17 protein-coding genes and 1 pseudogene are annotated in these 20884 nt (G+C 60.9%); 8 read left to right on the top strand and 10 right to left on the bottom strand.

Annotated features, from left to right (window positions below):
• Positions 1-96: 96 nt before the first annotated feature.
• Both AC1Z32_RS38805 and AC1Z32_RS38800 read right to left on the bottom strand, forming a co-directional pair.
• Complete coding sequence (locus tag AC1Z32_RS38805; RefSeq protein WP_483484174.1) at positions 97-234, bottom strand: hypothetical protein; 138 nt, start codon at positions 232-234, stop codon at positions 97-99.
• Positions 231-1262, bottom strand: coding sequence for an NAD(P)H-quinone oxidoreductase (locus tag AC1Z32_RS38800; RefSeq protein WP_483484173.1), 1032 nt, complete (start codon positions 1260-1262; stop codon positions 231-233). The genes AC1Z32_RS38805 and AC1Z32_RS38800 overlap by 4 nt, the downstream gene beginning before the upstream one ends.
• A 158-nt stretch (positions 1263-1420) precedes the next feature.
• Between AC1Z32_RS38800 and AC1Z32_RS38795 the strand changes: the two genes are divergently transcribed.
• Positions 1421-2293, top strand: a complete 873-nt coding sequence (locus AC1Z32_RS38795; protein ID WP_483484172.1) for a LysR family transcriptional regulator — start codon at positions 1421-1423, stop codon at positions 2291-2293.
• A 282-nt stretch (positions 2294-2575) separates the two neighbouring features.
• Here the strand turns inward: AC1Z32_RS38795 and AC1Z32_RS38790 are convergent, their stop codons facing one another.
• The 3 genes and pseudogenes from AC1Z32_RS38790 to AC1Z32_RS38780 all read right to left on the bottom strand — a co-directional run bounded on the left by AC1Z32_RS38790 (position 2576) and on the right by AC1Z32_RS38780 (position 6578).
• Positions 2576-3013, bottom strand: a complete 438-nt coding sequence (locus AC1Z32_RS38790; RefSeq protein ID WP_483484171.1) for a MaoC family dehydratase — start codon at positions 3011-3013, stop codon at positions 2576-2578.
• Positions 2962-3234: pseudogene (locus AC1Z32_RS38785) on the bottom strand (IS30 family transposase); the annotation flags it as partial. The gene AC1Z32_RS38790 and the pseudogene AC1Z32_RS38785, both read right to left, overlap by 52 nt.
• 407 nt (positions 3235-3641) lie before the next feature.
• The gene (locus tag AC1Z32_RS38780; protein ID WP_483484170.1) at positions 3642-6578 is read right to left on the bottom strand and encodes a Tn3 family transposase; all 2937 of its coding nucleotides are present in this window, start codon (positions 6576-6578) and stop codon (positions 3642-3644) included.
• Positions 6579-6985: 407 nt separating this feature from the next.
• Here AC1Z32_RS38780 and AC1Z32_RS38775 point away from each other — a divergent pair, with 407 nt between their 5' ends.
• Entirely contained in the window at positions 6986-7381 is a 396-nt protein-coding gene (locus AC1Z32_RS38775; protein WP_483484169.1) for a hypothetical protein, read from the top strand.
• A gap of 643 nt (positions 7382-8024) precedes the next feature.
• Here the strand turns inward: AC1Z32_RS38775 and AC1Z32_RS38770 are convergent.
• Both AC1Z32_RS38770 and AC1Z32_RS38765 read right to left on the bottom strand, forming a co-directional pair.
• Positions 8025-8867, bottom strand: a complete 843-nt coding sequence (locus AC1Z32_RS38770) for a polysaccharide deacetylase family protein (RefSeq protein WP_483484168.1) — start codon at positions 8865-8867, stop codon at positions 8025-8027.
• Positions 8864-9961 carry a glycosyltransferase family 4 protein gene (locus tag AC1Z32_RS38765; RefSeq protein ID WP_483484167.1) on the bottom strand — a complete coding sequence of 366 codons (1098 nt, stop codon included), beginning with the start codon at positions 9959-9961 and terminating at the stop codon, positions 8864-8866. Before AC1Z32_RS38765 ends, AC1Z32_RS38770 begins: the two co-directional genes overlap by 4 nt.
• 220 nt (positions 9962-10181) lie before the next feature.
• Here AC1Z32_RS38765 and AC1Z32_RS38760 point away from each other — a divergent pair, with 220 nt between their 5' ends.
• From AC1Z32_RS38760 to AC1Z32_RS38735, 6 genes are all read left to right on the top strand, one after another.
• A complete protein-coding gene (locus AC1Z32_RS38760) occupies positions 10182-11342 on the top strand; it encodes an efflux RND transporter periplasmic adaptor subunit (RefSeq protein ID WP_483484504.1) in 1161 nt (386 codons plus the stop codon).
• A 19-nt stretch (positions 11343-11361) separates the two neighbouring features.
• The gene (locus AC1Z32_RS38755) at positions 11362-14505 is read left to right on the top strand and encodes a multidrug efflux RND transporter permease subunit (protein WP_483484166.1); all 3144 of its coding nucleotides are present in this window, start codon (positions 11362-11364) and stop codon (positions 14503-14505) included.
• A 4-nt stretch (positions 14506-14509) separates the two neighbouring features.
• On the top strand, positions 14510-15973 hold the full coding sequence (locus tag AC1Z32_RS38750) for an efflux transporter outer membrane subunit (protein ID WP_483484165.1): 1464 nt from the start codon (positions 14510-14512) through the stop codon (positions 15971-15973).
• The gene (locus AC1Z32_RS38745; protein WP_483484164.1) at positions 15970-16737 is read left to right on the top strand and encodes an alpha/beta hydrolase; all 768 of its coding nucleotides are present in this window, start codon (positions 15970-15972) and stop codon (positions 16735-16737) included. Before AC1Z32_RS38750 ends, AC1Z32_RS38745 begins: the two co-directional genes overlap by 4 nt.
• 110 nt (positions 16738-16847) lie before the next feature.
• Positions 16848-17555 carry a response regulator gene (locus tag AC1Z32_RS38740; protein WP_483484163.1) on the top strand — a complete coding sequence of 236 codons (708 nt, stop codon included), beginning with the start codon at positions 16848-16850 and terminating at the stop codon, positions 17553-17555.
• Positions 17555-18649: an ATP-binding protein gene (locus AC1Z32_RS38735; protein ID WP_483484162.1), complete on the top strand. Its 1095-nt coding sequence runs from the start codon at positions 17555-17557 to the stop codon at positions 18647-18649. The genes AC1Z32_RS38740 and AC1Z32_RS38735 overlap by 1 nt, the downstream gene beginning before the upstream one ends.
• Before the next feature lie 184 nt (positions 18650-18833).
• On the opposite strand, the gene AC1Z32_RS38730 is transcribed toward AC1Z32_RS38735, so the two are convergent.
• The 3 genes from AC1Z32_RS38730 to AC1Z32_RS38720 all read right to left on the bottom strand — a co-directional run.
• Positions 18834-19145, bottom strand: coding sequence for a high-potential iron-sulfur protein (locus AC1Z32_RS38730; protein WP_483484161.1), 312 nt, complete (start codon positions 19143-19145; stop codon positions 18834-18836).
• Positions 19146-19249: 104 nt separating this feature from the next.
• Complete coding sequence (gene pntB / locus AC1Z32_RS38725) at positions 19250-20662, bottom strand: Re/Si-specific NAD(P)(+) transhydrogenase subunit beta (RefSeq protein WP_483484160.1); 1413 nt, start codon at positions 20660-20662, stop codon at positions 19250-19252.
• Between the two features lie 13 nt (positions 20663-20675).
• Positions 20676-20884: proton-translocating transhydrogenase family protein (locus tag AC1Z32_RS38720; protein WP_483484159.1), on the bottom strand; the 209-nt coding region annotated here is incomplete at its 5' end.

Below are 20884 nucleotides of genomic sequence, written 5' to 3'. Positions count from 1 at the left end.
TCGACGGACTCCCACTACGACAGCAACCGATAGCGCAACGGCCGCTCGATTTCCCGTACAGCATCGCGCCATGACTACCGGCGGCCAGCTCTGTGGTCACATCGCTTGAGCAAAAGCCCGTTCGAAATCGGCACCCGTGCCTTCGCGAATGTGGATCTCAGCGATACCGAGAGCCTTCGTTGCAACGCCAACTAATGCCACGTCCGGACGACTCGCGATGAAATATGCATTCATTCACCGGCGTTCGCCGCCTTCATTTTCAGCACGATCTTGCCGATGTGCGTGCCCGAATCCATCAGAACGTGCGCGCCGCGCGCGTCCTCCAAATCGAAGCTCCGATACAGCACCGGCTTGACCTTGCCACTCCTGATCTGCGGCCACACATGCTGCTCGAGTTCACCTATGATCTGCGCCTTCTCTTCATGTGTGCGGGAACGCAGCGTCGAACCGATATGCGTAAGCCGCTTCGTTAGCATAGGAAACAGATCAACTTCCTTCGCTGGCCCCTTGATAACGCCTACCTGTACGATACGTCCATTGATGGCAGCCGCCGCATAATTGCGCGCAACATAATCTCCCGCGATGATATCGACGATGACGTCGGCACCCTTACCGTCCGTAAAGCGCATTGTCGCTTCGACAAAATCATCAACGCGATAGTCGATGGCAAGGTCCGAGCCCAGTGCGAGGCTTGCAGTGCGTTGCGCATCAGAGCCGATCGTCGTGATGATCTTCCCTGCGCCGAGCGCCTTTGCGAACATCGTGGCCGTCGTGCCGATACCTGATGCACCTCCGTGAATCAGAACTGTCTCACCCGCGGTGAACTTGCCGCGCTGAACGAGGTTGAGCCATACAGTCATAAAGGTTTCTGGCATTGCGGCGGCTTCGACGACGGTCAGTCCAGTGGGAATGAACAAAGTATTTGACTCGTGCGCGACTGCGTATTCGGCGTAACCGCCCCCCGGAATCAGCGCGCAAACTCGGTCGCCAAGCGCGTACCGCGAAACCCCCGGGCCCAGGCCGACAATCTCGCCCGCAATCTCCAACCCGGGGATGTCAGATGCACCGGGAGGAGGATCGTAGAGCCCCTTGCGCTGAAACACATCTGGACCGTTCACGCCCGCTGCATGAATGCGAATCAGCACCTCGCCTTCGGCAGGTACGGGGACGGGTCGCGTCGTGGGTGTCAGTACTTCTGGGCCGCCGGGTTGCACAATTTCAATGGCCGTCATCTTCGACGGCAAGTCTTTGACATTCAACATTCAAGTGATCCTCATAACAACGAGATGAGCAAGTGAGTCGGAAACCCGCATTGCTCGACGGGCTCCGACCTGAAGCCAAGTATAGTGAGCACGCCTGCCACCGTCGCACAGCGATTTTCGGATACAGTGATGCAAATTTGCATCACATTGGAACGGCTATGAACTGGGACGACGCACGTATTTTTTTGGCCGTTCAGCGCGAAAGGACGCTGCGTGCAGCCGCGCGCACTCTAAACCTCGACCAGGCAACGGTCGGCAGGCGCCTGACTGCGCTGGAGCATACACTTGGCTCAACCCTCTTTTTGCGCACATCAAAGGGCTATTCACTTACGCCGGTCGGGGAAATCGCGCTGAGATCCGCTGAGACGATGGAACAATCAGCACACGAACTCGTACGTCAAACACAGGGAGTCGACAGAAGGCTTGCAGGTGACGTGAAGGTAACCACAACCGATGCGCTTGCACTCGAGTTTGTCGTCCCGTCCATCGGGCGCCTTCATGCGAAGCATCCCGGTGTTACGGTACAACTGGACACATCGACATCAGTACTCAATCTGACGAAGCGGGAAGCCGACATTGCGGTGAGAACCGTCAAGCCGCATAATCCCGACCTCGTTGCTCGACGCTTGGCCAGTTGGGAATTCGGCCTGTTCGCGTCGGAAACCTATCTAAAGCGCCACGGCGAGCCCGTGGCCGGACAGGCTTTCGCTGGGCACGATCTGGTGGTCTATCAACCTTACATGACACGGAAGCGGGTGCCGACGCTTGCTGGCGAGCCGATATTCGCCGGCCGCGTCGTATCGGGCGTGAACTCAAATCTGACGCTGCGCGCGGCGCTGAAGGCTGGCATCGGCCTCGGAGAGATACCGGTGCACATGGGCATTTGCGATGGCCTGATACGGATCTGGCCGGACCGGTCGGGGCGCACGCCATATGAAGTGTGGCTTGTCACCCATCGGGACCTACGGCATACCGCGCGCATAAGGGCAACGATCGACGAAATCGTGTTCGCCTTTGACGAACACCGCTAATGATCTCGCAACGCGCCTCGCATCTTCCGGTGTTGCGCTTACTTTCAGTTAAATGTTCCCGCCGCGACCGCCTGATTCCATGCGACGGCAATCTTGTCCGTCTGAAGAAGCCAGGCGTGGATTCCGGCGCGAATCGGATGCTTCGCACCGTCTCGGTGTACGCCTGCAGTATGGGCAGTATCGCTGTGTGCCTTCGTGGATCGTCCGATCGGATAGTCGTTACCGGCGATAACGAGTGTCAGTTGATGCACCTGCGGCAGCCACGGCAGGCCCGCTCCCGAGTTACTCGATCACCATCGTCAGCGCTCGCGCGATTAGCGCGGGTTTGGCTTCATTTTCAATCTCGAACGTGTTCTCAGTGGCAATCAGCGTTCTGCCGACACCTTTGCCGTCGACCGACAACAGCGAGATGCGATTTCGGACCCGCGCCCCTGACCGCACAGGCGTCAGGAAGCGAACCTTGTCAAGTCCATAGTTAAGCGCGCTCTTGGCACCGACAGACTTGATGAAGACTTCGAACGATGTCGGCGCAATCAGCGATAACAACAGATATCCGTGCGCGATGGTCGTGCCCAACGGGCTCTCGCGCATCGCGCGGTCTTGATCGATGTGAATCCACTGATCGTCGCCAGTACAGGGCGGATTCAACCGGTCGTCGCAACACTCGATTATTGAACAGACCTCAGGTATTCGTCCAGGGCTTCGGCTGGTGTCTTCCAACCAAGCGTTTTCCGGGGTCTGGAATTCAGTGTATTGGCGACGGCCTGGATCTCTCGAGCGCTCCACCGGGACAGGTCTGTGCCCTTTGGAAAGTATTGCCGCAGAAGGCCGTTCGTGTTCTCGTTCGTGCCGCGCTGCCATGGACTGTGCGGGTCGGCGAAGAATACCTTTACCCCGGACTCGACCGTAAAGCGGGCGTGATCGGATAGTTCTTTGCCACGGTAGCCGTAGCGATGGCCGTGCGCATGCGCAAGGTACTTGCCGCACGTTCGAATCCGGTGCACCGGCCGGAACCTCGTGCAGGTGCGGCTTCCAGAAGTGCCTGCGCGCTTTGTCGAGCAGGTTGATCGACGCCTTCTTGGGGGTGATTTTGATTTTCGTGCAAAATTCCGGTTAGCCTTGTCTCGATGCGACAAGGGTTTGCCGCCCGGCCCTTATTAAAATTCCTTCAAAATCAAGGACGTGCTGTCTACCCTCTGGAAACGGCAGTCGCAGTCGCCTGCGAACGGTGCGGGGCGACTCGAAAAGGTCGTGCGGGTTCGCATAGACACGAGGAAGCTGCGAAACCGGGAACCTCCAATGCGCGAACTGGATCGATCGTCTGAAAGCCCGTTGGACCAATTTCGCTTCAAGCTTGTCGACTTGTCGGGAGGTCCGTAAGGTCACTTCTCAGACTAGGAAGTATCCGCTTTGCATAACGTGCGACCGGAAAGTTAAAGGTCCCGCGCAAGTTGATGCCATCAAGATGAGTCGGGGCGATCCGTCTCAACTGTTCAGTCTCCAGCGGCTGCCCTCTAGCCGCCTCCATGTTCTCGAGGGCGCTTTGCATGTGCGTGGTGTTCCAAGCCATCAGGATGTTCGACAGCAGTGTCAACGCCGACGATACTGCTTCGAGCGATTCCTGGCGTCGCGCCAACTCGATAGGAATTCTGCCGATATGAATCGCGCGCTGAACGTTGTGCACGGCTTCTCCCCGGTTTAACACATGTTGCAGCTCTGATCTGAAGGCCGTGTTGGTGAAGTAGTCGATCAAAAAGATGCTTCTGAAAAGTCGCCCGATTTGAACACCACCGTCGTACACGGCTTGACCTCTGGCTGCTGAGCCGAAGCGGGTGAGGGCGTCGACTGCTGTGCACTTTCCGGAACGGATGGATGCGACGATCCTGACGAACTCATCCCAGACGTCTACGATACGATCGAGTTTGACATCGCGGTCCGTGATCGCGGAGAGTTGTGCGGGCACCTCATAGTTGCGCGGTACGTGAATGCGACGGTCACGGAGATGTGAAAGGCGAGGGCATAGATCGAACCCCAACGCCCGTGCGACCCCCATCGCAAAATCCGTGTACCCGTGCGTATCGACTGCGATTAGAGCGATGTCCTTGGTGGCACTCTGTCGAACGACACCTTCGATCGCGGCACCCGCTTGACGCTCATTCAAGACGATAGGTTGGTCATAAAAGACGCCCCAACGATCGAGCACGTGCGTGTAGATGCCAATGGATGCTGTGCGCCGTCGCGGGTCGGCCCGGGCCTGCCAGACTGCCCTTGTCGTCTCCAGCGACATCATGTCCGATGACGCGAGGTCTGCACGCCCCCAGTGAGCCGCAATAGGATGCTCCTGCATGAACTCGAGTACAGCATCGGCGGCCCGCCGTAGCATTCTTTCGTCCTCAAGTCGCTTCATCATCTGGCGAATGGCGGCAGGAGAGACTTCCGGGACCATTCTCGAAATCTCCGCTGCCGATAGGGATGTTCCGTGCGCCAGTACGGCCGAGTAGGTCATCAGCAACTCAGTGCGTGATCGTGGTTCCCGTCCCAGTAGGGTCCAGCTGAAGCGTGTCGCGCTGTCGACCTCGAGGATTATTTCGGGTAGTTGACCCGGTGGATGAGCTTCGAAGATCGCCCGTCGCAGTCGATCTGCCTCGAGATCTGCTGGCTGCGCCGTCAGCGGATCGAGATGTATCGCCGTATCGGCGCGGACCTCACCGTGCGTAACGGCTTCGTCCAGCAATTTGAGACGTTGATCGAGGTGCGCCAAGACCGGGGCAAGAAACTCGTTCGCGTCTTGAGGCAGTCCAAGGTGGCCATATAGATGATTGCGCTTCAGCTTCCAGTCTTCGGTCGGGATCAGCATGTCGGTCTGACTGCGGAACGAGAAGCTATGCCGGACAAAGATCGTGCCATTTCGCAACGCGACGCGTAACGCAAAGAGCGTCGCCCACCCGAACGCCACCATTGCCTTAAGACGGTCATATCCGTCAATCGCCTCGCGCCAGGCACGACCAAGTCGGATGCTCACGCCGTCGGGCAGGAGATAAGCGTGACGCCGGTAGAGGCCTCGCAGCAGGGCGATCGCATCTAGCACCGGATGGGTGCCTTCGGCCTCGAATGGCAATTGGACTACGCGCATCAGCAGATTGCGGGCGTGGGGGCGTTTTCGGAGCAAGCACTGGCGGATCTGGCTACGCCGGTTGGGCGCCTGCGGATGTAGAACCTGATCTGCCAGCACGCAAAGCTCCTTGCCAAGATCTTCGCGCGACAATGACTCATCGTTCGCGAGTGCTTTGACGGCGAGTGCAAACTGGTAAAGCTGATCGGCCGCGGCGACGCGCGCGGCGTCGACTTCACGCGATGCGTCGTGAACTACCTTCAGCACCCAACGGCGAAGCATCGTGAGCACCTGGTCGGTCGCCGTACAAAGGGCATAACGCATGAAGCACGTTGCTGCCAGCCTTCGCCCTTGCGGTTCGATCCTTTTGCTAATCGAGGATGGCCGGCTGGCGCAGCGACGCGCATAGTGGCGGACGATGGCGTCGTTGCATTCAGCCGGCCAACTTTCGGCAACGCCATGCATCGTGAGAAGATTGATTTTGTCGAGGACTTCGCTCATCTGGTGAGTCGAGTTGCGAAGCGGGACCGCCCAAAGCCAACGCTGCAAGCTTGTATGTTCTTTATGCGGCTGCCCAAGAAGTCGCGCCCAGCTCGCCAACCTGTCCGCCCCGAACGCTCGTTCAAGCATCTCGCGTAAAGAGTCCTCGATGTCGTGCACTGCCTGGACGACGAACTGTCTCAACGTCCGATCGGGTGGTATCACGATCCGATGTTCGTAAAACCACCGCTTCAAGTCGTTCATCAATTGGCCGCGCTCAGGTCGGCCTGTGAGCTGTTCCTTGAGCCAACGAATGACATATCGACGCTGATGCTCGGCGAGGACTCGAAAATTTATGACTGTCCGAGCGAAGCTCTGATGGTCGGACAATGTTTTGAAGTTGCCGTCATAGAGTGATCGGAGCGTACCGACCTCGGGCGGCAGCACACCGAGTTGTTGGCCAAGATGTCGCCAGAGAACGGTTGGTATGTGCTTGTACGAGTCGAGCGGTCGCCCAGTCATACGTAGAAAGCCGACGTGCAGGGCGATGGCTAGCCGATACAGATGAGTGCGCCGCGAATCGATGCGAGCCAGTTCGCTTCTGGAAAACGTGAAAAACGTGTTCAGTTCGAATTCGCTCAGCTCGCGCGGAACGTGTCGAACGCCGAGGTATGCCAGTCGCCAGTGCTCCATCGGAAGCTCCGCACTTTATGCTGAGAGCAGCCAAGGGTAGCGACGCAATATCAGCCGCGCCACAGTAGAAACCGGGATAGTGGTACTGCGGAACCAGCGACTAAGGAAGGTGCCAGAACGCGGTGTCGGGAGCTGCTGAAATCGGCGCTCGGCCGCGGATGGCAGTCGTATTGTCTGACCTTGCCGGGTGGGCGATCAACGGCGCGCGCCGCGGGAACTCCACAGTGAATCAACCTCAGTCCCCGCCTACGAAACTGTGCGCGAGGGTTCTGCTACACTGATTACGGTACCTGTCCTATCCCTCCGACCGTTTTTTCCGATGTCAACGCGTCACGCGAACCGGAAATCCATCCGCTCGTCCGCTCGGAAAGCCCGCGGCCTGCTCAGCAAAGCGATGCATCCTGCCGATGCCGGCGGATGCGGCGCGCGAACTCTCGTTGGCTCAACATCTGACGTGGGTGGCCTGCAAGGGAAAAGCCGGGAGCGCTTATCTGATCAATGAGCTCGTGCGGCTCGTGTACTTGACGTACTACGTTCAGGACGCGGGCTACGGTGACACGGATGTCGTCGTGTATGCGCGCGCCGAAGCGGCGCTCGAGCGCTGCTTGCAGCGGGCCGAACGCGAACAGGTCTGGCGGCTCGAACCCGACGATGCGCCACTGTTCGAGGCCATCCTGCGCCAGGCAGACAGCCAGCTTGAACGTGCGCCGCGCTACGCGCACGTGGACGCGCGCGAACGCCTGGAGCGGTTCGCGACTAGCGGCCGGCAGTCGCCGCTAGCAAGCGTGGCGCGCCTGCAGTAACAAGCGCGTTCTAAGAAGCAGATCATCACGCATAGGACTGGCATCTTAGCGAAGATGCTTTCGATGATTGTGCGGCACCAGCCCGACATACGATGATTGACGCTGCGTTCGTCGCGCTCGGTTTCCCGTTACTCGCTGATGGCATGAATTTAGGATTACTAACGAAAATGCGTTAAATTGCGTTATGTAAAATCACGTCGACAGTTGGGCCGGAATCGAACCTCGCGGTCGATCATCCTTCATTTCAACTCGGTCAGAGTGTCGATCGGCGCGGTGCGCGAGCACCTCCATGAGCGGCCAGGATGGCGCCAACGCGAAAGCGTGAACGGAATTGACAGCGCAACCGCTACCGTCGAGCAGATCGTCTTTCTAACGGCCGCTGTAGTGGTCCGCGAAGTTGCGCGTTCAGCGAACTAACCGTCGCCGCCCTCCCGATCGAAACGGAGGCCACGAGCGACTAGGTATTGAGGTCGATCGTAGGCCAATGGTTCGGCGACCGGGGCCGTGCCTTTCCCACATCCGGCAGCGGTCTCTGGTGCGTCTAAGCTATCCGTTGTCCGTCGCATTAGCTCAGCGCTTCCATTTGAATCAAAATGCTGCTTGACCTGTCGGCCTTCATGCGATTACGACCAGCATCGCTCGCTTACAACCTTAAACTCAAGTACGCCCGGCTCAACAACGGTCGACCATGTATCCAGAGTCGGGTTGCCAGCCATGATGCGGGGCGGTCGCGCACGGCCAACCGCGCGATAGTCCGCTCGGCATCCTTGTTATCCCGTTTCGATTGCGTATTAGTACCCCGATGACATGAATAAAGTAAATTGAAGCCCTCATTCAGCGCGATCTCCCGATAATCGCCATCGTAAAAGCCTTCTGGCCAGCAAAGATGACGTGACTCAGTTCCCAGCCGCGCCAAGAGTTCATTTCGTCCCGCTCGCAAATCTTCTGTCAGACAAGCCCGCTTCGCCGTGCGCGAAGTCGTTAGATGATCCCAACGCCTGTGCGTGTGCGTATGGCTATGAAATTCGAAGGTTCCTGCACGTCTCATCGCTTCGATTTCGGACCAGCGCATGATGGCGTCATCGGCCTTTCCATTCTGGATGGCGATCTGCGAGTCCTCGTGAGAGAGTACGCGGGGCGAACCGGCCGATCCGTCGACTGAAGTCGGACGAACGGGTCCATCGCCGGGCCAACTCGTGACCAGGAAGCAAAGTGCCTTGAATCCCCAACGCTGCAGGATCGGATGCGCGAAAACCCAGTTGTCCAGATAGCCATCGTCAAACGTGATGACCACCGACCTGGCAGGAACCCGCTCGCCGCAAAGGAATGCCGCCAGCCCGTCGCCATCGAGCGTCTGGTAGCCCGCACGACGAAGGTAGGCGATCTGTTGGGTGAAGTGCTCGACGGTGACAGTCAGCATTCCCGGTGAATTGCTGACGTGGTGATACATCAGCACAGGTACCGCTCGCGCATGGTGCGGCTTCATGCTTGATAACCTCTCTGCTGGAGCGAGCGTCGATAGAAGCACATTGTGTCGTACACCATGTTCGTCACGCTAAATCCTTTCGACAAAATGAATCGACCTGCATGACTCAGTTCGTGTCGAAGCGATGCGTTGTCGATGAGCCGTACGAGCGCTTCTGCCAAAGCGACGGGATCGCGCGGAGGAACCAGCAGACCGTTCACTTCGTCGCTGATCAGCTCGGGCACCCCTCCCACGTCCGTTCCGATGACCGGAAGGCCCAGCGACATCGCCTCGATGAAGGCTTGGCCGAGCGCCTCCTGATGCGTCGGAAGCACGAAGAAATCGCATCCGGCCATGATGTTTGGAACGTCGCTGCGGAATCCCAACAGGTGAATCCGATGCTCGAGGCCGCGGTTCAAGACCATGCGCTTTATTTCTGCGAACATCGGGCCGTCTCCGGCCAGCACGACATGGAATTTCTCACGCGACTCCAGTAGCGGGACGACGGCCGCAATGAGGTCTTCGTGACCCTTCCCTTCCCGCATGATGGCGACCATGCAAGCGACGATATCATCGTCCCGGAGCCCCAGCTCCGTGCGCAGTGTCGACTTCCCGCCCACAGCGAGTTTCTCAATACCGTCATAGATGGTTTCGACCCGGTCCGCGCCGACTCCGGCGCCGATCAAATACTTCCGAACGTGGTGACTCACCGCGATCACGCGGTGAGGGAGCCAGTTGTAGGTCGCAAGCGAAGTGATGGGCAACGCAAGGTGACGCGTCCGTACAACCAGCGGCGTACCGGCCAGGCGGGCGGCAAAGCCTGCGACCAGGCTGTCGTGGCCACTGTGCGTGTTGAGCACGTCGCAAGCTCGACGCCGCAACATGCATGCAATATCGATTGCGGAGGCGACATCGCCACCCGTCCTCATCTCCGAATGATGCACGGCGAATCCGGCGGCAGCACCGTGCATTCCGATCGACGCGTCACGCGGGCAAATCAGTTCAACACGGTGGCCGGTGTCGCGCATGCCGATCATTTCCCTGAGAGTGCGCATTTCCTGCCCTCCCCACCCCTTCGACGATTCGCTGTGGATGATGCTTAAACTGCGGTTCATGCGACCGATCCCTCGAAGAATTTGCTCGAAAGGGCAATGTTGAAGATGGATCGATAAGCAACGTTGGAGAACTGATGGAGAAACTGTGAAGCCGGACGAGCACTTTGAAGATGACTGCGTCTTCATCGTTTCTCCATCAAATCGCGAAGGAAACCCCATCGTTCGAACGCAGACTTCTTGCCGTTCAAGCGGGCGACTGCCTGCGTCTGATGGAGTTCTTATGAAACTTGAAAGATGGTCTCTGGGTGGCAGTTTGTGCGTGCTGCTGCTGGAGGCAATGCTCGCGGGCTGCGGGCAAGCCGAACAGCTGGGCGTCTCCCCCGCGATTCCCGTGGCGTCGGCGACCGTGGTGCACGCTTCGCTCAGACTCACGGAAGATTTGCCGGGTCGGGTCGCGGCAATGCGCGTCGCTGAGATACGGCCGCAGGTCAGCGGTATCGTGATGCGCCGGCTGTTCGAGCAAGGCACCGAGGTGCGTGCCGGCCAGCCGCTGTTTCAGATCAACCCTGCGCCGTTCAAGGCTGACAGGGACACGGCCGCGGCGGCGCTGCAACGCGCCGAGGCCGCGCTTGCGCGCGCGAAGGTGCAAACGGCACGCCTGCAGCCGCTCGTCGAAGCCGACGCCATCAGCCGCCAGGTCTACGACGACGCCGTCTCGCAGCGCGACCAGGCCGTCGCAGACGTGGCTCAGGCAAGCGCCACGCTCGCGCGTCGGCAGCTCGATCTGAAGTTCGCGACGGTCGAGGCGCCAATCTCGGGCCGCATCGATCAGGCGCTGATGACCGAGGGAGCGCTGGTCGCCAGTAGCGACAGCCAACCCATGGCGCGCATCCAGCAGATCGATCAGGTCTATGTGGATGTGCGCCAGCCGGCGGCATCGCTCGAATCGCTGCGCAACATGCTGTCGACGCAACAACAAGACGGCGGCGGTGGCCTTCCGGTGGAAGTTCTGCGCGACGACGACACACCGTACGACGTGAAAGGCAGCGTGCTCTTTTCGGGCGTCAACGTCGATTCCGGGACCGGCGATGTGCTGTTGCGCGTGCTGGTCGACAACCCGAAGCGGCAGCTTCTTCCGGGAATGTATGTACGGGCCCGGATTCCGCGCGCGAACTACGCGCGCACGCTGCTTGTTCCGCAGCAGGCGGTCGTACGCGTCGCGGGCAAGCCGCAGGTCTGGGTGATCGACGCGACGAGCCACGCGCGGCCAAGGCCCGTCGAGCTCGGCGAGCTGAGCGGACGTCATTACCGCATTCAATCGGGTCTCACGTCCGGGCAGAAGATCGTGGTCGAAGGCATGGAGCGCCTGAACGACGGCGCGCTGGTCGCCGCCAACGACGGGAAATCGCCCGGTGCGCCGCTGGCTGCACCCACGCACTGAGTCACGGGAGCGTCGAGCCATGTCCGAATTCTTCATCCGGCGACCCGTCTTCGCGTGGGTGATCGCCCTCTTCATCATCCTGCTGGGCCTGATCGCGATACCGCAACTGCCGATCGAACGTTACCCTTCGGTCGCGCCGCCCGCCGTCACCATTACCGCGACGTATCCCGGCGCCACGCCGCAAACCATGAGCGACTCCGTGCTGAGCCTGATCGAGCGCGAGCTGTCGGGCGTCAAAAATCTGCTCTACTTCGAGTCGTCGGCCGATACGTCGGGCACCGCGCAGATCACGGTGACGTTCAAGCCCGGCACGAATCCCGCGCTCGCCCAGGTCGACGTTCAGAACCAGCTCAAGACCGTCGAGCCGCGCCTGCCCCCGGTCGTGCGCCAGTCCGGCGTGACCGTGGAGTCGGCTTCCTCGGGCTTCCTGATGCTCATCGGTCTCAAGTCCGACAGCGGTCTCTACGACGCGAGCATGCTCAGCGACTACATGGCGCGCAACGTCGTCGAGGAGCTGCGACGCGTCGATGGCGTCGGCCGCGTACAGTTGTTCGGTTCCGAACGGGCGATGCGCATCTGGGTCGATCCGAACAAGCTGATCGGCTATGGCTTGTCGATGAACGACCTGACGACTGCGATCAGCCAGCAGAACGTGCAGATCGCGCCGGGCAGCGTCGGTGCGTCGCCGGCTCTGACCGGTCAGCGGGTGACCGTGCCGCTTACCGCACAAGGGCAACTGACGACCCCGGAACAGTTTGCCGCGATCGTGCTGCGCGCCAACGCCGATGGCTCCCGGGTCGTGCTGCGCGACGTCGCGCGAGTCGAGCTCGGGTCGCAGTCGTACAGCTTCGTCAGCAGCGAGAACGGCAAGCCCGCCGCCTTCGCTGGCGTGCAGCTCGCGCCCGGCGCCAATGCGGTCAAGACCGCGGCGGCCGTGCGCGAGCGTCTGAAGGAAGCGGGCAAGGCGATGCCGGCCGGTATCAGCTATTCGATCCCGTTCGATACTTCTCCGTTCGTTCAGATTTCGATCGAGAAGGTTCTCCATACGCTCGTCGAAGCGATGGTGCTCGTGTTCCTCGTGATGTACCTGTTCCTGCAGAACGTGCGCTACACGCTGATCCCCGCCATCGTCGCGCCCGTGGCGATGCTCGGCACATTCACGATCATGTTGGCGACAGGCTTCTCCATCAACGTGCTGACGATGTTCGGCATGGTGCTCGCGATCGGCATCATCGTCGACGATGCGATCGTCGTGGTGGAGAACGTCGAGCGCTTGATGACCGAGGAAGGTCTCTCGCCGAAGCTCGCAACGTCGAAGGCCATGAAGGAGATCTCCGGCGCGATCGTCGGCATCACACTGGTGCTGACCGCAGTGTTCATCCCGATGGCGCTGGCAAGCGGCTCGGTTGGCGTGATCTACCAGCAGTTCACGCTGTCGATGGCAGTCTCCATTCTGTTCTCGGCGCTCCTCGCGCTGACGCTGACGCCCGCTCTGTGCGCGACGATGCTCAAGCCGATCGCGCCTGGTAACCACGAGAAACGTGGCTTCTTCGGCTGGTTCAACCGTCGTTTCGAGCGGATGACGCGCTCGTACGAGTCGCGCGTCGGCCGGCTCGTCGGCCGAACCGGGCGCGTGATGCTGCTGTTCGTGGCCATTTCCGGCGCACTCGTCATCGGCTTTCGCATGCTGCCGTCGTCGTTTCTGCCCGACGAGGATCAGGGCTACTTCATGACAAGCTTCCTGCTGCCCGCCGACGCGACCGCCGAGCGCACGCAGGATGTGGTCGGGACGCTGCAGCGCCATCTCGCGTCGCGCCCGGCGATCCAGTCGAGCATTTCGATCGTCGGCTATGGCTTCTCAGGCTCCGGACCGAATGCCGCGCTGAACTTTGCGGTCCTCAAGGACTGGGACAGGCGCGGCGACGCGACGACGCCCAATGAGAACACGCGTGCACAGCAAGCCATGGCTTCGGTGACCGAGGGATCCGTGATGAGCCTGCTGCCGCCCGCGATCGACGAGCTCGGCACCAGCTCAGGCTTCACGTTGCGTCTGCAGGATCGCGCCAATCACGGCGACGAAGCGCTGAAGGCGGCCCAAGCCAAGCTGCTGGAACTCGCGGCGAAGAGTGACATCGTAACGGGCGTCTACCCCGATAGCCTGCCGGCGGGTGCCAGCATCCACCTGGAGATTGACCGGCCCAAGGCCGAGGCGCTGGGTGTGTCCTTCACCAGCATCAGCGAAACGCTGTCGGCAGCGATCGGCTCGACCTACGTCAACGACTTCCCGAATGCCGGGCGCATGCAGCAGGTCATCATCCAGGCCGACGCGTCCGCGCGCATGCAGATCAACGACGTGCTGAAGCTGTACGTGCGCAACGCCGGGGGCGGCATGGTGCCACTGTCCGAAGTGATCCGGCCCGTCTGGTCCGAGTCGCCACTGCAACTGACGCGCTTCGAGGGCTATCCGGCCGCGCGCATATCGGGCAGCGCCGCACCCGGTCATTCGAGCGGCGCTGCGATGGCCGAGATGGAACGTCTCGCCGCGCAGTTGCCGTCGGGCTTCACGGTCGAGTGGACCGGCCAGTCGCTACAGGAGCGTCAGTCGGCATCGCAGGCGCCGATGCTGATGGCGCTGTCGATGGTGGTCGTGTTCCTCGTGCTGGCCGCGCTCTACGAGAGCTGGTCGATTCCGCTGTCGGTGATGCTGGTGATACCGCTCGGACTGATCGGCGCGCTCAGCGCGGTGCTGCTGCGCGGACTGCCGAACGACGTGTTCTTCAAGGTCGGGATGATCACCGTGATCGGCCTGTCTGCGAAGAACGCGATCCTCATCATCGAGTTCGCGAAGCAGTTGCGCGAACAGGGCAAGGGGCTGGCGGAAGCCGCCGTGGAAGCGGCCCGGCTGCGCCTGCGTCCAATCCTGATGACATCGCTAGCGTTCGGCCTCGGCGTGGTGCCGCTGATGATCGCGACCGGCGTGAGCGCGGAAACACAGCACGCGATCGGTACTGGCGTGTTCGGCGGCATGGTCACTGCGACGATCCTCGCCGTCTTCTTCGTGCCCGTTTTCTTCGTTTTCGTGATGGGCTTCCAGGAACGCATCGCGGCATGGCGGGCAACCCACCGTAAAAGCGCGGCCGTGCGTCAAGAACAAGAGAGTTGATGTCATGCGAGCCCTCATTCTTCCCGTTGTGCTGGCCGTGTCGGCCTGCTCTTTGACCCCGGCGTTCGTCAGGCCGGCCGCGCCCGTCCCCATGACATACACGAAAGGCGCTGCAACCAATGTGCGCACGAACGCAGCCGATCTGGGCTGGCGCACGATGTTCGGTGATCGGCGTTTGCAGCGTCTCATTGAACTCGCGCTCGAAAGCAATCGCGATCTGCGGCTCGCCGCGCTGAACGTCGAAAGTGCCGCGGCCCAGTATGGCATCCAGCGCGCCGCACAATTGCCTTCGGTCGACGCCACCGGCGGCTTCACGCGCCAGCGCATCGCCGCCAACGCAGAGACCGATCCGCCCATCGCCGCGATGACGCAGAAGCAATACGGCGTCAACGTCGGGATCAGCGCGTTCGAGATCGATCTGTTCGGCCGCGTTCGCTCCCTGTCGGATGCCGCGTTCGCCCGCTACCTCGAAAGCGATGACGGACGCCGTGCCGCGCAGATCGCGCTCGTCGGCGCGGTGGCCGACGCGTACTTCGCCGAACGCCTCGCACAGGAGCAGCGCGAGTTGGCCGAACACACTCTTGCGGACTGGCGGGAGTCACTCGACCTCGCGCGCCGGCTCAGGAACGCCCATCAGGCGAGCAGCGTCGACGTGGCCGGCGCCGAAGGTCAAGTCGCCAGCGCCGAAGCAGATCTGGAGGCGCGCGCACGCATGGTCGAGCAGGCCGGCAATGCACTGCGGCTCCTGATCGGCGCCGACTTCCCGAAGGATCTGCCGGAGCCGACCCCTCTGGCGCAGCAACCGGTCATGACTCGACTGCCTGCAGGCCTGCCGTCCGACCTGCTGTTCCGACGGCCCGACATCTTGCAAGCGGAACAGAACCTGATCGCCGCCAATGCCGATATCGGTGCGGCGCGCGCCGCATTCTTTCCACGGCTCTCACTGACAAGTTCTTTGGGTTTCATCAGTCCAGCCATGAGCGGCCTTTTCGATGGCGACCATCGGGCATGGACCTTCGCGCCGCAGGTCACGGTCCCGCTGTTTCAGGGCGGTCGGCTGCGCGCCGAGCTACGACTCGCCGAAGTGCGCAAGATGAGCGCGGTTGCCGGATACGAACGTGCTGTGCAGATCGCGTTCCGCGAAGTTGCCGACGGCCTGGCGGGCCGCGACACCTTCAATCGGCAGATCGAGGCTCAGACCCGGGTGGTGGCGAGCGCCGAGCGTCGCACTGATCTGTCGACACTCCGCTATCGCGCCGGCGTCGACGGACGGCTCGAACTGCTGGATTCCCAGAGGCAGCTCTATGCATCGAGGCAGGTGCTGCTGGACTTGCGCCGCGCGGAGTTTGGCAATGCGGTCGCCCTTTACAAGGCGCTCGGCGGCGGCCTGACGGAGACAGACCTGAGCCCTGCCGACAACGCGCCTGAGCTGAGCCTTGCTGCGCCCCACCCATTGGCACGATCATGAAACAACCCGAAAAACGTCGCACCGTCGCTCTTCTGATTCATGGCCTCGGCGGCACGGAGCACGATCTTGGTATCTTGCGCAAGTCTTTGAACCAGATTGGGATCGATACGCACGCGCTTTCGTTGCCGGGACACGGGTCGAGCCCGGAGGACCTGATCATGGCTCGGGCGGAGCAATGGATAAACGTAGCGACGCGGGAATATGACATGCTCGCCCGTACCTATGAAACGGTGCATCTCATCGGTATGTGCATGGGAGCGCTGCTCGCATTGATCGTCGCGGAGCGTCGACCGCGCGACGGCAAGCTCGTCCTGCTCGCAGCACCGGTCTTTCTCGACGGGTGGTCGATGCCGTTTTATCGGCGACTCCGGTATTTCCTCTACCTCATTCCTTGTCTGGCCCGAAGAATGAGAGTCACCGAGCAAGATCCTTATGGAATCAAGAACGCGTTGACACGATCCTTGATCAAGGCCCGGTTCCAACGGGGCGACGCGTTTCACTATCGCTGGGTTCCGCTGGCGTGTATTCGCCAGGTCGATCGACTGCGCTACAAGGTGTGGAGGGTCGCGAGACACATCAGACATCCGACGCTCGTGATCAATTCTCGCGAAGACGAAGTGACCTCGGTCAAGTCCGCTTCATTTCTGGTCGACGCCATACCCACGTCAAGATGCCTGATCGTAGAGAACAGCTATCACATGTTATGCATCGACAACGATCGGAAGCAGATAGCGGAAACGATGACGGCGTTCCTTGGGAACTGACAGGAAAGGGATGTTCGCTGTGTTGAGATATCATCGAGATTTCATGGAGCTGATTGCGTATTCGGCGGTGCTGCCCCACGATGTCGCTTCTGCCGGAAGCCTGTAACGACATGAACGCGCTGATTCTCATCGCCGAAGACGAACCCGAAATCGCGGAAATTCTCGACGCTTATCTTGTACGCGAGGGGTATCGCACTTATCGGGTCGGCAATGGACAGACCGCGCTCGATGTTCATTCGACACTGAAGCCGGATCTCGTGCTTCTCGACATCCGCATGCCCGGCAAGGACGGCTGGGAAGTGCTCGCTGAACTGCGTCGGCGCGGCGATACCCCGGTTGTCGTCGTAACGGCGCTCGATCAGGATATCGACAGGCTACAGGGCTTGCGCATCGGAGCGGATGACTACGTCTCGAAGCCGTTCAATCCGGTCGAAGTCGTGGCGCGGGTCGGCGCGGTGCTGCGGCGCACGGCTGCGTCACGGACTGAAACAGTCATTCGCGTGGGCCGGCTCGAGATCGACACGGAAAGTTACGTCGCCAGCATCCGGGAAGCGGGCACGAGTGCAGCTCCAGCCGGAAACGCGGTCCAACTTGCCCTCACGCTCACCGAATTCCGGGTGCTTACCCATATGGCGAGATCGCCGCAGCGGGTATTCACTCGCAGCGAACTGATCGATGCCTGCATGCCCGGCAGTGGCGCGCTTGAACGCACGGTCGACAGCCACGTCAGCAACTTGCGCAAAAAGCTCGAAAAGGCTGGCGCGGCGGAAATCATCACGGTAGTACGGGGCGTCGGTTACCGACTCGCGAGCACGTGATGGAGAAGACGCAGCGCAATGAAGCTCAACATCGCGGACGCCTCAGTCGTCAGATCGTGCTTTCGATGGGCCTGGTATCGATTATCACGATGCTCATCGCCTTTGTCGGATCGGTCGTGATCTACGGCTGGCTGTATGCGCTCTCGCCTCCTGAGCTTCCCAAGACGCCCGTCGAGTGGCTCATTCCCGATTCGATCGATTTCCTGATTTTCGCCACGTTGCTGTTGATCGGCCTCGTAGTGGCGGTCGTCATGGCGTCTCGCCTGGCCCGCCGTATTCTCGCGCCACTGAACTCGCTTGCTGAAGGCGCGCGCCGCATCGCAGCAGGCGACCTCGAAGCACGCGCGCTTCCCGGTGACCGTTCGCTCGGCGACACCGCGCTCCTTGTCGATGATTTCAATGCGATGGCCATCAGGCTGCAGCAAATGGCGGCTGACATGACAGCCTGGAACGCGGCGATCGCGCACGAGTTGCGCACACCACTGACGATTTTGCGCGGCCGCCTTCAAGGAATGCGCGATGGCGTGTTCGAGCCCGATGATGCGCAGATTCGCGGACTGCTGTATCAGGTAGAAGGCCTTGCGCGGATCGTCGACGACCTCCACATCATCACGCTTCAGGACATTGGCCGGCTCGAAATGCATTTTGAACCGACACGCATCGACATTGAGATACGTCGAGCGGTCGATTCCATCAGCGACGCACTGTATGAGGCAGGTTTTACGATAGAACTCGACGTCAGTGACGCAATGGTCTTATGCGATGGTGCGCGCATCCGGCAAGCTCTTCTTGCGCTGCTCGACAACGCACGGCGCTATGCGATTCCAGGTCGATTGCGAGTGGCGCTTGGGCTCGCGCCGGCCGCCTTGGTGCTGAGTGTCGAGGATGGCGGCCCCGGCCTTGCGCCCGAATTTGCGAAGCTGGTATTCGAGCCTTTCACGCGCGCCGACGCGTCACGCTCCAGACAGTTCGGCGGATCGGGACTGGGTCTGTCGGTGGTACGCGCAATTGCCCTCGCCCATCGGGGCCGCGCGACCTTCCGCCCGTCGGCCGCCGGAGGCTCGATTTTCGAGCTCACGCTACCTCGCATTTGACGCGCTATCTACTTTTTCCCGGATATAAATGCATCGTCATTGCAACGGCGATCGTGTGACCGCCGACCGCTTCAACTTCATTTAGAGTGAATCCGGCTCGTCTTTGCGCCAATCGGTTTTGCGCAGGGCACGTAATGATGGGCTGCATCCGCGCGTCTACCGTGTAGATACAGCCTCTGGGCAATCAGGCCTTTTTGCTATAGGCATTACACCAACCCTTGCCTGCGACCTGCTTACCGCCGAACATCGGACACGGAGCGGACACGTCATTCGGCCTGCCCTGATAAAACGTACAGTTACGGCAAGCCTGATCCACTGTGTACTTCGCATACTTAACCTTGTCGACCGTGGCCGCATCGGCCTTGTAACCGAGCGCGAGCGATGTTGGATCGGTTTCCGACGCATTGGCTGGACCAGCAAAGGCAATGCGAGACAGCGCTAGTCCCGAAGCAACGCCCGCGGTGGTGATCATAAAAGTGCGACGGGACTTCCTCATGCAAGCTCTCCATTTTGTGAAATTGGTGTGTGACCAAGGCCCGCAAAAACCTATAGTCGGTAAGCCAACGTTGATTGGCAATGGGTAGGACCCAGGCGCTGCGTTCAGACTTTCAGCGCGCCGAAAATTTCGCTCAACATGGTCTTCGCGTCGCCGAACAGCATGCGATTGTTGTCCTTGTAGAAGAGCGGGTTGTCTACGCCGGCGTAGCCCGAGGCCATGCTGCGTTTCATCACGATCGAGGTTTTGGCCTTCCAGACTTCCAGCACCGGCATGCCGGCGATCGGGCTCGCCGGGTCCTCCTGCGCCGCCGGGTTCACGATGTCGTTCGCGCCGATAACCATCGAAACGTCCGCCTCGGTGAAGTCGGCGTTGATCTCGTCCATCTCCATCACAATGTTGTACGGCACCTTCGCTTCGGCCAATAGCACGTTCATGTGGCCCGGCATGCGGCCCGCCACCGGGTGGATCGCGAACCGCACGTCAACGCCTTTTTCGCGCAGCAGCCTGGTGAGTTCGAACACCGTGTGCTGGGCCTGCGCCACGGCCATGCCATAGCCGGGCACGATAATCACGCTCTTTGCGTCGCGCAGCAGCTCGGCAGTTTCGGCGGAGCTCACCGCCACCACTTCACCGGCCGGCTGCGCGCCGCCGCCCGCCGGCGCCGGCACGCCGCTGCCGGTACCGAAGCCGCCGGCAATCACGCTGATGAAGTTGCGGTTCATCGCGCGGCACATGATGTACGAGAGGATTGCGCCCGACGAGCCGACCAGCGCGCCGATCACGATCAGCAGGTCGTTGCTGAGCATGAAGCCGGTGGCCGCCGCCGCCCAGCCCGAGTAGCTGTTGAGCATCGACACCACCACGGGCATATCGGCGCCACCTATGGCCATCACCATGTGAACACCGAACAGCAGCGAAATCGCCGTCATCGCGACGAGCGGCGTCATGCCGTCCTGAATCGTCTCTGCATGCAGGAACGCACGGCCGAACACGATCACCACCAGCAGTGCGGCGAGGTTCAGCCAGTGCCGTACCGGCAGCAGCAGCGGTTTGCCGCCGATCTTGCCCGACAGCTTGCCGAATGCAATGACCGAGCCCGCGAAAGTCACCGCACCGATCAAGATGCCCACGTAAATTTCGACTTCGTGGATCGCCTTCTCAGCGCCGGTGAATTGCACGGAGGTGTCGATATAGCTGGCGAAGCCCACCAGGCAGGCCGCCAGGCCCACCAGGCTGTGCATCAGCGCGACCAGTTCGGGCATCTGCGTCATCTGCACCTTCTTCGCCGCGAACAGGCCGACCGCGCCACCGACGACCAGCGCAGCGACAACGTACGGAATGCCTTCGGCCGACACGCGCGGACCGAGCACGGTGGCCAGCACCGCGATGAGCATGCCGATCATGCCGAGCAAGTTGCCGCGGCGCGCGGTTTCGGGATTGGCCAGTCCGCCAAGGCTCAGGATGAAGAGAATCGCCGCGCCAATATAGGAGACGGTAGTCAGGTTGGAAGTCATTGTTGTCGTCCCCTTATTTGCGGAACATCGCCAGCATGCGCCGCGTCACCGCGAAGCCGCCGAACATGTTGACGGCCGTGAGTGCCAACGCACCCACGGCCAGGCCCAGGATCAGCCCCGACGGTCGGTCGCCTGCGCCTGCGGCCAGTTCGCCCAGCGGCGGTGCGACCTGCACCAGCGCCCCGATGGCGATGATCGACGAGATCGCATTGGTCACGCTCA

It is taken from the genome of Caballeronia sp. 11_S32, assembly GCF_056930355.1.
The sequence above is the reverse complement of the archived record's forward strand: the minus strand, read 5'-3'. Positions and strand labels throughout refer to the sequence as shown.

Bases quoted from the DNA above. Each gene is read 5' to 3' on its own strand.
- AC1Z32_RS38800 (WP_483484173.1), bottom strand. From the start codon at position 1,262: ATGTTGAATGTCAAAGACTTGCCGTCGAAGATGACGGCCATTGAAATT.
- AC1Z32_RS38795 (WP_483484172.1), top strand. From the start codon at position 1,421: ATGAACTGGGACGACGCACGTATTTTTTTGGCCGTTCAGCGCGAAAGG.
- AC1Z32_RS38750 (WP_483484165.1), top strand. From the start codon at position 14,510: ATGCGAGCCCTCATTCTTCCCGTTGTGCTGGCCGTGTCGGCCTGCTCT.
- AC1Z32_RS38730 (WP_483484161.1), bottom strand. From the start codon at position 19,145: ATGAGGAAGTCCCGTCGCACTTTTATGATCACCACCGCGGGCGTTGCT.
- AC1Z32_RS38805 (WP_483484174.1), bottom strand. From the start codon at position 234: ATGAATGCATATTTCATCGCGAGTCGTCCGGACGTGGCATTAGTTGGC.
- AC1Z32_RS38735 (WP_483484162.1), top strand. From the start codon at position 17,555: ATGGAGAAGACGCAGCGCAATGAAGCTCAACATCGCGGACGCCTCAGT.
- AC1Z32_RS38770 (WP_483484168.1), bottom strand. From the start codon at position 8,867: ATGAAGCCGCACCATGCGCGAGCGGTACCTGTGCTGATGTATCACCAC.
- pntB (WP_483484160.1), bottom strand. From the start codon at position 20,662: ATGACTTCCAACCTGACTACCGTCTCCTATATTGGCGCGGCGATTCTC.
- AC1Z32_RS38755 (WP_483484166.1), top strand. From the start codon at position 11,362: ATGTCCGAATTCTTCATCCGGCGACCCGTCTTCGCGTGGGTGATCGCC.
- AC1Z32_RS38780 (WP_483484170.1), bottom strand. From the start codon at position 6,578: ATGGAGCACTGGCGACTGGCATACCTCGGCGTTCGACACGTTCCGCGC.
- AC1Z32_RS38765 (WP_483484167.1), bottom strand. From the start codon at position 9,961: ATGAACCGCAGTTTAAGCATCATCCACAGCGAATCGTCGAAGGGGTGG.
- AC1Z32_RS38775 (WP_483484169.1), top strand. From the start codon at position 6,986: ATGCCGGCGGATGCGGCGCGCGAACTCTCGTTGGCTCAACATCTGACG.
- AC1Z32_RS38760 (WP_483484504.1), top strand. From the start codon at position 10,182: ATGAAACTTGAAAGATGGTCTCTGGGTGGCAGTTTGTGCGTGCTGCTG.
- AC1Z32_RS38745 (WP_483484164.1), top strand. From the start codon at position 15,970: ATGAAACAACCCGAAAAACGTCGCACCGTCGCTCTTCTGATTCATGGC.
- AC1Z32_RS38740 (WP_483484163.1), top strand. From the start codon at position 16,848: ATGAACGCGCTGATTCTCATCGCCGAAGACGAACCCGAAATCGCGGAA.